This is a genomic window from Streptomyces sp. NPDC043867 (assembly GCF_056435845.1).
Genome location: NZ_JBWKDS010000036.1, coordinates 1 through 10,348, shown reverse-complemented (window position 1 = coordinate 10,348; position 10,348 = coordinate 1). Strand labels below are relative to the sequence as shown.

At 74.2% G+C, this 10,348-nt stretch carries 7 protein-coding genes; 5 read left to right on the top strand and 2 right to left on the bottom strand.

Features of this window, described 5'->3' with window-relative positions; genetic code table 11:
• A partial coding sequence (locus tag AC069T_RS29070; protein ID WP_478785576.1) for a S8 family serine peptidase occupies window positions 1-3,625 on the bottom strand: 3,625 nt, incomplete at its 3' end.
• Between the two features lie 323 nt (window positions 3,626-3,948).
• Here AC069T_RS29070 and AC069T_RS29065 point away from each other — a divergent pair.
• From AC069T_RS29065 to AC069T_RS29055, 3 genes are all read left to right on the top strand, one after another.
• Window positions 3,949-4,986, top strand: coding sequence for a rod shape-determining protein (locus AC069T_RS29065; protein WP_358851109.1), 1,038 nt, complete (start codon window positions 3,949-3,951; stop codon window positions 4,984-4,986).
• A gap of 9 nt (window positions 4,987-4,995) precedes the next feature.
• The gene (locus AC069T_RS29060; protein ID WP_478785575.1) at window positions 4,996-6,426 is read left to right on the top strand and encodes a sensor histidine kinase; all 1,431 of its coding nucleotides are present in this window, start codon (window positions 4,996-4,998) and stop codon (window positions 6,424-6,426) included.
• An 88-nt stretch (window positions 6,427-6,514) separates the two neighbouring features.
• The gene (locus AC069T_RS29055; RefSeq protein WP_478785574.1) at window positions 6,515-6,991 is read left to right on the top strand and encodes a hypothetical protein; all 477 of its coding nucleotides are present in this window, start codon (window positions 6,515-6,517) and stop codon (window positions 6,989-6,991) included.
• 75 nt (window positions 6,992-7,066) lie between these two features.
• On the opposite strand, the gene AC069T_RS29050 is transcribed toward AC069T_RS29055, so the two are convergent.
• A complete protein-coding gene (locus AC069T_RS29050) occupies window positions 7,067-7,978 on the bottom strand; it encodes a DUF4231 domain-containing protein (RefSeq protein ID WP_478785573.1) in 912 nt (303 codons plus the stop codon).
• Between the two features lie 309 nt (window positions 7,979-8,287).
• On the opposite strand from AC069T_RS29050, the gene AC069T_RS29045 reads away from it, so the two are divergent.
• Together AC069T_RS29045 and AC069T_RS29040 are read left to right on the top strand one after the other, a co-directional pair.
• Window positions 8,288-9,121 carry an AAC(3) family N-acetyltransferase gene (locus tag AC069T_RS29045; RefSeq protein WP_478785572.1) on the top strand — a complete coding sequence of 278 codons (834 nt, stop codon included), beginning with the start codon at window positions 8,288-8,290 and terminating at the stop codon, window positions 9,119-9,121.
• 84 nt (window positions 9,122-9,205) lie between these two features.
• Entirely contained in the window at window positions 9,206-9,955 is a 750-nt protein-coding gene (locus tag AC069T_RS29040; protein ID WP_478785571.1) for an SDR family NAD(P)-dependent oxidoreductase, read from the top strand.
• Window positions 9,956-10,348 lie beyond the last annotated feature (393 nt).

Genomic DNA, 10,348 nt, shown 5'->3' with positions numbered 1-10,348 from the left:
CCTCCTGGGTCGTCTCTGGGCAAACGGAGCCGCCTGGTTTGTGGGGGGCGGAGGCACGAGGGGGGGGGTAGGGGGTGTGGGGGGCCATGGCCGCTCTCCCCCCCCAGGCCGCCGCGCTGCCGGAGAGCCGCACCGCCCGCCAGGTCCTCCCGTCGTCGTACGACACCTCCAGCTTCCCGCCGCCGATGCTGCCGGTGCCGGCCGCCCCGGCGACGTACTCGGCGTGGATGCCGACCGGCACCCGGCCGCCTCGGACGTCGCCCGTGAGGTCGGTGTCGAGGTCGTAGCCGACGTTGAGCAGGGGCAGCAGGGTCCAGTGGTCCTCGGGAGTGGCCGCCGACCTGAAGGTCCACTCGGAGCGGCCCCTCGTCGACAGCTTCCAGCGGTCCGCGTCCAGGGCCGTGGTCGTGACGACCCGGTAGCCGTGTTCGTCGGCGGGCGCGTCCCAGACGTACGTGCCGGAGCCGGTCCGCCGGTCGACGAGGACGCCGTCCTGGTGGACCTCGGTGACCTGGGTCATGCCGGTGCCCTCGCTCCACGCGTCGCCGAAGCCGGTGTGGTCGGGACCGGAGTCGCCCCAGCCCGGGGTGTTGAACTGCAACTGGTTGCCCGCGCGCTGCTGGCCCCAGCCGAGTCCGGTGCCGAGCCACGGGTGCCAGACGGGCTTGAACCAGTCGAGCACGGTGTGCGTCCCGCCCCGGTAGCGGAGCACTCCGCTGCGCTCCTCCAGCGCGCCGTCCGCCGTCGTCACCGACTCGTGCCACTGCTGGCCGGTCGCGGTGGAGACGTAGTCCATGCGCTCGGCGGGGAGGTCGATCCGCTCCCGGAAGCCGATGCCGACGGGGAAGGTGTCGGTGAGCGAGTAGCGGAACTCGCCGCCGCCCGCCGGCTTCACCGCGTGGAACCGGGCGTCCAGGACGGCGAGTTCACTCCGGCCGGGAGCGTACGTCAGGTCCCCGCGGGGGACGGCGCCGCGATGCCCCTCGGACAGGTCGTACACGTACGGCGTGTTGCGCGTGCCGGTCATGTCGACCCGCCCCGCCGCGCGCAGCCGGGCCGCGTCGGCCGCGTTCACGGTGGCGATCTGCAGCGGCCGGTCCGCGTTGTCGTCCGTGCCGAACCAGGCGCTGAGCCGGCCCGGCGCGTCGTCCGTCACGAAGAGGGCCGCGGCGCCGGCGTCCTGGGCCGCGGCGGCGAGCGCCGCGGGTTCGGTCCCGTCGGCCTTCCGCGCGAGGACGGCCTTGCCGCGGACGCCGGTGAGGACGCCGCCCTCGAAGGTTCCCGCGTCGACGAGCGGCAGCCTGCTGCGCCCCTCGGTCAGCGTGCCGCCCGGCTGGACGACGGCCTCGCCGATCCCCTCGACCTCCAGCAGCGGTTTCCCGAGCCGCCACACGGTCCGGTACTCGAAGCCGCCCTCGGTGACCTTCCCGGTGGGCGCCGCGAAGACGCTGTCGTAGGTGACGGGCACCTGCACGGCGCCGAACAGGTCCGAGCCGCCCCCGCTGCGGTCGTACTCCATCAGGAGCTGCCGGGTCTCGGTGCGCCGGTCGACCTTCGCGTCGATCTCCCGCAACGCCCGCCCGTCCAGGGTGACTTCGCGGTCGCGGTCGAGGGTGATCTCGGGTGCGGCGAGGAAGCCGAGCCCGAGGGAGTCGCGGCCGTGGCTGCCGCGCACGTCGAGGAAGGAGGTCAGGCTGTACGTGCCCGGCTTCAGGCGCAGCTCCAGGGTCCCGGAGTCACCGACCGCCGCCGGCGAGGGGTCGGTGTCCCGCGCGAGTCGCTGCACCGTCAGGTCGGCGGCCGCCGGGGCCCCGTCGCGGTCCTTGACGTGCACGGTGAGGGTGTACCGCTCCTCCTCCTTGACCAGCCCGAACACGGTGTGGGCGACCGGTTCGCCGCCCGCGCTCGCCACGACCTGCCCGGAGGTGTTCCCGACCGGTGCCTTCGCCCCGTCGCCCGTGAGGGTGGTGGACGCGGTCCCGTGCGCGGGCACGGTGAGCGCGGAGTCGGCGAGGGTGGCGACACCGTCCGCAGCGCCCCGCACGGCGAGGCTCAACTCGGCCTCGGAACCGGAGGAGTTGGAGTAGGTGATCGTCCTGTGCACCGGCTGGTTCACGTCGTACGGCCAGCTGTAGTACCCGAGGTCGGCGCCGCCGGTGGCGGTGATCTCCGCCGTCACCGCGTCCGGCACGTCCGCCCGTCCCGCGCCGAGCACGTAGGCGGACGCCTCGAGGGGCGCGGACGTCGACATGAGCGCGTCCTTGAGCCGGGCGCCGGTCCAGTCGGGGTGCGCCTGGGCGAGGAGTGCGGCGACGCCTGCGACATGCGGGGTCGCCATCGACGTACCGCTCATGGAGGTGTAGGCGCCGCTGCCCTCGGTGAGGGAGGAGCGGGCGGCGAGGATGCCGACACCCGGCGCGGACAGGTCCGGCTTGAGGGCGTTGTCGCCGGAGCGGGGTCCCGCGCTGGTGAAGTACGCGGCCTTGTCGGCGGAGTCGACCGCGCCGACGGTCAGGGCGGAGTCCGCGGCGCCGGGCGAGCCGATCGACGACGGGGCTCCGGTGTTGCCCGCGGCGACGACGAACAGCGCGCCGGTCTCCTCCGAGAGGGCGTCGACGGCCGCCGCCATCGGGTCGGTGCCGTCGCTCGGTTCGGACGACCCGAGGCTCATGGACACCACGTCCGCGCCCACGTCCCGCGCCGCCCACTCCATCCCGGCGATGATCTGCGACTCGCTGCCGGCCCCCTGGTCGCTGAGCACCTTGCCGACGGCGAGAACGGCATCCGGTGCGACGCCCCGCTCCCTGCCGCCGGAGGCGGCGCCGCTGCCGCCGACGGTCGACGTGACGTGCGTGCCGTGCCCGTTGCGGTCGGCGGCCTCCTCCCCCTCGATGAAGCTGCGGGTCTCGGCGACCCGTCCGGCCAGGTCGGGGTGGCCGGTGTCGACGCCCGTGTCGAGGACGGCGACGGTGACGCCCTTGCCCGTGAGGCCGGCCTCCCACGCCTTCGGCGTGCCGATCTGCGCGTTGCTCTCGGCCATGTCGGCCCGGACGCGCCCGTCGAGCCACACCTTGCCGACGCCCTGCTGCCGGGTCAGGGCCCGCCAGAAGGTCCGCCCCTCGGCGGCGTCGACGGCGAGCGCGCGGATGCTGGGGAGCGCCCGGGTCCGGTCGGCGCCGCGCGGGGTCACCACCCGGGTGTCCTTGTCGTACGTCACGATCAGCGGCAGCGTGCCGGTCCGCCGGTCGCCGAACCCCTGCCGTATCAGCCCGCTCACGTCGAACAGCCGCCGGTCCAGGGTGCCCGCCCGCAGGTACGGCAGCGCCTCGTCCGGTATCACGGTGACGGTGCCGTCGGCGACCTGGGTGCGCACGGCACCCGTCGCGCCCGTCGGCCGCTCGACGGTGACGGTCTGCCGGCCGCCGCCCAGGCCGGTGACGGTGACCTTGTCGCCGGTGACGAGTGTGACGGTGCGGGCGGCGTCCGCGGCCCGTGTCGCGGCGGTGGCGCCTGCGTCCCCCGCGGTCCCGGCGTCCCCGGCGGACGCGGGCCCCCCGGGCAGCAGCGCCAGCACGAGGCCGGCCGAAAGCAGCGTCGCCCCCCGTCCGGCTCTTCCTCTGGTCATCGAAGCCTCTCCGCCTCTCGTCGTCGACCGCGCCGGCGGCACGCCGCCCGTGCGGGGCCGTGCCCGCGTGCTGCGACGAGTGTCGGGCCCCGGAGTCGCGGGGGAGCCGGCGGGACCTGGCGGGAAGCTGCCCTGGCGGTTTTCCGCCAGCGCCGCCGGACGCCTCCGTCCGGACCACCGCCCGCGGCGCCCGGGAACCACCCGTCCAGCCGCACCCCGCCCGGCCCTCCCCAACGGGCGACGCCCCGTCAGGTCCCGCACGATGCCAGTGAGGACCGCCGCCCGGCGGAGCCCCACGGTCTGTGCTCTCGGGAGGAACCGCCATGACCGGCAGTCTGGACCAGTTGCGCCGCTGTCATTTCGCCGTCGACCTCGGAGCGGCACGGACCCGTGTGTACGTGAAGGGCGCCGGGCTCGTCGTCGACCAGCCGAGCGCCGCGGCCATCAACACCAGGACCGGCGCCCTGATCGCGGTCGGCGAGTTCGCCGAGAAGATGACCGGCCGCACACCCGACTACATCCGGGTGGTCCGGCCGGTGTCCGGCGGCACGGTCGTCGACATCGAGATGGCCCAGCGCATGCTGCGCCAGCTGCTCGGTGACAAGGTCCGCCGCGCCCTGCGCCGCAAGCCCCGGCTGCGGGCCGCCGCCTGCACCCCGCACGACGCCGACCCGCTGGCCCAGCGCGCCACCATCGAGACGCTGGTGGGGCTCGGGGCGCGGCGCGTCGAACTCGTCGACACGCTCATCGCCGCCGCCGTCGGCTGCGGGCTGCCCGTGGAGCAGCCCGAGGCCACCATGGTCATGGTCTGCGGCGCGGCGGCCACCCAGGTGGCGGTGCTGTCGCTCGGCTCGATCGTCACCGCCGAGCGGATCCCAGTGGGCGGCGAGGCCGTCGACCACGCGATCGTGCAACACCTGCGCCACCAGCACGAACTGATGCTGCCCAGCCAGTCCGTACGGCCGCTGCAGCTCGCCCTCTCCGGCAACGGGCTCACCCCGCACGGCCCCGCCTCCACCGAGATCCACGGCCGGGACGTCGCCACCGGCCTCGCCCGTTCCGTGCACGTCGACACCGCCGCCGTGCGCAACGCGATCCAGACGCCGCTCACCGCGGTGCTCGACGGCATCGGCAAGGTGCTCCGCGTCTGCCCGCCCGACCTGGTGGCCGACCTCGCCGACCGCGGGATCATGATGGTCGGCGGCAGCGCCCTGCTCCCCGGTCTCGACCAGATGCTGCGGGAGGCGACGGGCATGCCGGTCCACATCGCCGAGCGGCCCGACGTGTGCGCGGTCCAGGGCCTCGGCTACATGCTGGAGGGCAGGGTCGAGCCCCTGGTACTGGACCCGCTGGCGGGCTGACCCGCGGCGATGACCGATCCCGTCCCCCGTCTCCGCTCCCTCCTGGAGGCGGTCCTGAGCGTCGGGACCGACCTGGAGCTGCGGGCCACGCTCCAGCACATCGTGGACGGCGCCGCGGAGCTGACCGGCGCCCGGTGCGCGGCGCTCGCCATGGTCGATCCGGAGCACGACGGTCCCGTGGAGATCCGTACCGCGGGTCTGGCCGCGGGCGACCGCAGCCCGGTCGGCCGGACGGACGACTTCCTGGCGGTCCCCATCCGCGTCGACGACGAGGTGTTCGGCAACCTTCACCTGGTCGACAAGCCCCGGGGCCCCTTCACGGACGAGGACGAGCAGCTGCTGCGCGTCCTGGCCACCCAGGCCGGCATCGCGATCGGCAACGCCCGGCTGTACGAGACGGCACGCCAGCGCGAGCGCTGGATCGAGGGAGCGGCGGCCGTCACGAACGCGCTGCTCACCGGGGAGGCCGCCGCCGACGCCCTGATGACGGTCGCCGAACGGGCCCGGATCCTCGCCGACGCGTCCGCCGGGGTCATCCTGCAGCCCACCGAGGAGGGCGGCATGGAGATCGTCACCGCGTCCACCCTCGACGACCCCGGGGACATCATCGGCGCCATGATCGAACCGGGCAGCCCGGTCCTCGAACAACTCCTGGGCGGCCGGCCGGTGTTCGTGGAGGACTCGGCCACGGACACCCGGATGACGACGCATGTGCGCCACCGGTTCGGGCCCAGCATGCTGCTCCCCCTCCAGACGGCGGGCCGGCTCATCGGCACCCTCGCCCTGCCCCGGCGCCGCGGCGGCCGCCCGTACACGCCGGTGGAGCGGCTGCTCGCCACCCAGTTCGCCTCCCAGGCCGCGGTGGCCCTCGTCCTCGCCGACACCCGGCAGCGCCGGGCGCGGCTCGCCGTTCTGGAGGACCGCGACCGGATCGCCCGCGACCTGCACGACCTGGTCGTCCAGCGGCTGTTCGCGACGGGCATGATGATGGAGTCGGCCCAGCGCCGCACCGGGGGCGGCGACGTGCACGACACGCTCGGCAGGGCCGTGGACGAGCTGCAGTCCACCGTCCAGGAGGTCCGTACGGCGATCTTCGCGCTCCAGCAGCCGCCCGCCGACGCCCCCACCACCTTCCGCGGCAGGGTACTGCGGGAGACCGCGGGGGCCGCGGCGCTCCTCGGTTTCCAGCCGTCCACGCGCTTCACCGGCGCCGTCGAGAACCGTGTTCCCGAACCCGTCGCCGCCCATCTGCTCACCGCGCTGCGCCGCGCCCTCGCCGCCGCGGCCCGGCGCACCGGGGTCTCCCGGGTGGAGGTGGCCGTCGACGCGACGGCCGAACTGCCGGACGGGCGGGCGGGAGTACGCCTGACGGTGTACGACGACGGGACGGCGGACGAGGGCACACCGGGCACGACGTTGACGTGGCAGTCACCCCTGTGAGCTGCCCGTGCGCCTCGAACGCACGTCGCCGGGCCGGTGTCCCGACGCTAGTGTGGAAGGGACGGCCTCGACTGCGAAGGTGGTTCTCGTGACCAGGATCGGCGTCACCGGGCACCGAGGGATCCCCGCCGCCGCGCTTCCGTCCGTCCGCTCCGGCATCAGAGCCGAACTCCGCTGCTGCGGTGGCACGGAGGCCCTCAGCAGTCTCGCGGCCGGCGCCGACCAGCTCTTCGCGGAGCTCGCCCTGGACCACGGCATCCCGGTCACCGCCGTGATCCCCGGCATGGACTACGAGGCCCATCTCGGCGGCGACGAGGTGCGGGCCGCGTACCAGCGCCTGCTGAAGTCCTGCTCCTCCCGCGTCAGACTGCCCGTCGAGCCGACGCACGAGGAGGCGTACTACGCGGCCGGCCGCTGGATCGTCGACCACACGGACCGCCTGGTCGCCGTCTGGGACGGGTGTCCGGCGCGGGGGCTGGGCGGCACCGCCGACGTGGTGGCCTACGCGCGCCGCAGCGGTGTCCCCGTCCGGGTGCTGTGGCGGCCGGGAGTGGTCCGGCACTGACCCGGGTGCGGGATCCCCGGGCGAGCGGCACGAGGGGACCGAACCCCGTTGCACGCGACGATTCCTGAGGGGGACTCAGCTGCCGAAGCGCACCAGCCAGTCCGTGTGCTGCGGGCTCACCAGCCGCTCCGCCTCGGCGACCGCGTCGGCCCAGCCGTCCTCGGTGACCGTCGTCGCCATCCCGATCCGCGCGGTCTCCAGGTCCTGCTCTATCAGCGAGTGCGCGTACGTGAGCGGGCGGTGCCTGCGCACCTCCTGCCAGGCCACGCCACCCGCCGCCGCGGCGCTCAGCACGCCCGTCAGGTCCCAGTCGCCGAGCGCGCCCATCGCCCGCAGCACGGCCGCGAGCAGCGCCAGCAGGGTCAGTACGGCCGTGACCGTCGACCAGCGTGCGGCGGCGCGGCGGGCCCGGGCGGCCCGGTTGCCGTACCAGACGAGCTGTTCCACGACCCGGTCGCGCAGATAGAAGTCCCGGCGCACCTCGAAGGGCTTGGCCCGCATCGTCCGCATGGCGGGCGTGATCTGGCCGACGGCGAGACCGGTCGCGGCGTGCTCGTCCTCCCAGCCCACCTTCCGCAGTTCCCGCAGCCGGTCGTCCAGCCGTTCCGTGAACATCCCGTCGGGGTCGACGAGCCGGGAGTGGAAGGGGCCGCCGTGCACCATGTACTGCCAGGCGAGCGACTTCACGGTCTCGGCGACGGCCCGGTGCGCCTGCCAGTGCGCACGCGCGCGCCGCCGGGAGGCGTGCACTCCGATCACGATGGTGAGGGCGTACAGGACCGCGGCGGCCGCTGCGACGGCGTGGTCGTTCACGTGTTCCGCCAGCGTGGCGGCGCAGGTGGCGAGCAGCAGGACCACCAGCTGGGCGCGAACGGCGAGAAACGACTCACTCTGCCGGGTGAGCGCCTGCTGATCGCTCGCACGGAACAGCGGGGGCAGGTCACTCACGTTCACAGTGGTGCTCGGTACGGGAGTCCCGTCCCCCATCGCCCGCCCCCCAGTGAGAAAAGGTGTGACTCGCCATCGTCGCGCCGAACGCGGGACAGGACCAGTACTGTCTCGGCCGTGCGAGGCACGGTCCGCGCGCGCAGCCGACCGGGCCCGGCGCACCCTCTCGACCACCCCGGTGCGGTGCCGGAACGACGACTTTCAGCCGCCCCGCTCCCCGAGTCCCGCCGGCAACCGGCGTCCGCCCCGGTCGCGTTCTTGCCCGTCCGGCCGATGTGCCCGACCGTGAACCGACAGTGACGGACGCCGTACGGGCCGGCCGGCCGTGGACCGAGGGGAACCACCACGATGCGACGTGAGCTCAGCCGGCTCCGCGACACCCTCGCGGAGCTGGGCGTGCCCCGCGGCGGAGTCCTTCTCGCGCACGCCTCCCTCGGCGGCAGCGGACTGCGTGCCCGCGACGTGCGGGACGCGCTCCTGGACGTGCTGGGACCGGGCGGCACCCTGGTCGTCCCGGCCTTCACCCCGGAGAACTCCGACACCTCGCCCGCGTACCGGCGCCACGTCCGCGGCATGACCGAGCGGGAGCGTGCCGACTTCCGGGCGTCGATGCCGCCCTTCGTCCCGGACACCACCCCCTGCCCGGCGATGGGCGTGCTGGCCGAAGCCGTCCGCACCACTCCCGGGGCGCGGCGCAGCGCGCACCCCCAGACGTCGTTCGCCGGACTCGGGCCGCGCGCCGCCGAGTTGCTCGAAGGACACGACCCGCACTGTCATTTCGGGGAGCGTTCACCGCTGGCCCGGCTGTACGAGGCGGGCGCCCGCGTCCTGCTGTTCCGCGTCGGGTTCGGGGTGTGCAGCGCGTTCCATCTCGCCGAGTACCGGACAACCCCGCCGTCGCCGCCGCGGACCTACCGCTGCGTGGTGCCGGACCCGGGCGGGAGCGGCGGCGGGGGCACGTGGATCTCGTACGAGGACATCGAGCTGGACGACGGCGACTTCGCCGCCGTGGGCGCGGGGCTGCCCCGGTCGCTGCTGCGGGAGCGGGACGTGGCGGGGCGCCCCGTGGTGCTGCTGGCGCTGCGGGACGCCGTCGACCACGCGGCCGTCCGGCTGTCCGCGTCCCGGCGGGGTGCGAGCCGTCCGGGTGATCCCCTTGACGACGCATCACCCGCTCCGTAGCGTCACGCTTCGTACGTACATGTGATTGCTATTCACATCCAGGGACGAGTGCGCGCACGAGGGCGAGGGCGAGAACTGATGGCCATGATCCAGCGACGTGTGGTGGTGTCCGGCGGAGGTACCGGGATCGGACTGGCGACGGCGGAGGCGTTCGCCGCGGAGGGGGACCGGGTGGTGCTGCTCGGCCGCCGCGAGGACGTACTGCGCGAGGCGGCCGAGCGGCTCGACGACCGCCACGGCGCGTCCACGGCGACCTGGTACGCGGCGGACCTCTCGGACCCCGACCAGGTGGCCGCGGCGACCGCCTTCATCACCGCGGACGAGACCCCGCTCGACGTGGTGGTCGCCAACGCGGGCGGCAACGTGGCCCCGGCGCACGACGGCACGCTCGCCTCCATCGCCGACAGCTACCGGCGCAACTTCGACGCCAACGTCCTGACCGCCGTCCTGCTCACCGAGGCTTTGCTGCCCCACATGCGCCGTCCCGGCGGCCGGATCGTGCAGCTGTCCTCCATCGCCGCCCTGCGCGGCCCCGGGTCCTACGGCGGTTCGAAGGGCTGGATCAACACCTACACGTTCGACCTGGCCCAGCGTCTCGGCCCCGAGGGCATCACGGTGAACGCGGTCGCGCCGGGCTTCGTCGGCGACACGGAGTTCTTCGGCGACCGCGCGACCCCGGAGTTCGTCGAGTCCCGCGTGGCCCAGACCCTGACCCGCCGCGCGGGCCGCCCCGCGGAGATCGCCGCGGCGATCAAGTACGTCAGCTCCCCGGAGGCGGCGAACCTGACGGGCCAGCTCCTGCACATCAACGGCGGTGCAGCCCTGGGCCGCTGACGGGGCGTCGCGGGTCGTGCCGCCGAGTCCGCTGACGGAGCGTCGCGCTTCGTGCCGCGAGTCCGGCTCGGCGGCTGATGCCGCGCTGGGAGCAACCTGTCAACGAGCCCAGCATTTCGCCTCGAAAAGAAAGAACACGTCAGGCGCGTAGCCGCCGGACCTGGCGAGGGATGGCCCGCGTCGCCGCCGGTGTCGTCCTCGTCGGTGGCGGTTTCGGGGGGGGGGAAAACACCCAAACAACAAGACACACAAAAAAAAAAAACACCCACCCCCCCCCCCCCGTTGCCGCGTCCTCCTCCGGGATGGGCTAGGGCTCAGAAAGGGTCGGGGCGTTCGGCCATTTCCCTGATCCGCTCAACGACCGTTCGGCAGTCGCCGAGTGCCCGGTGACCT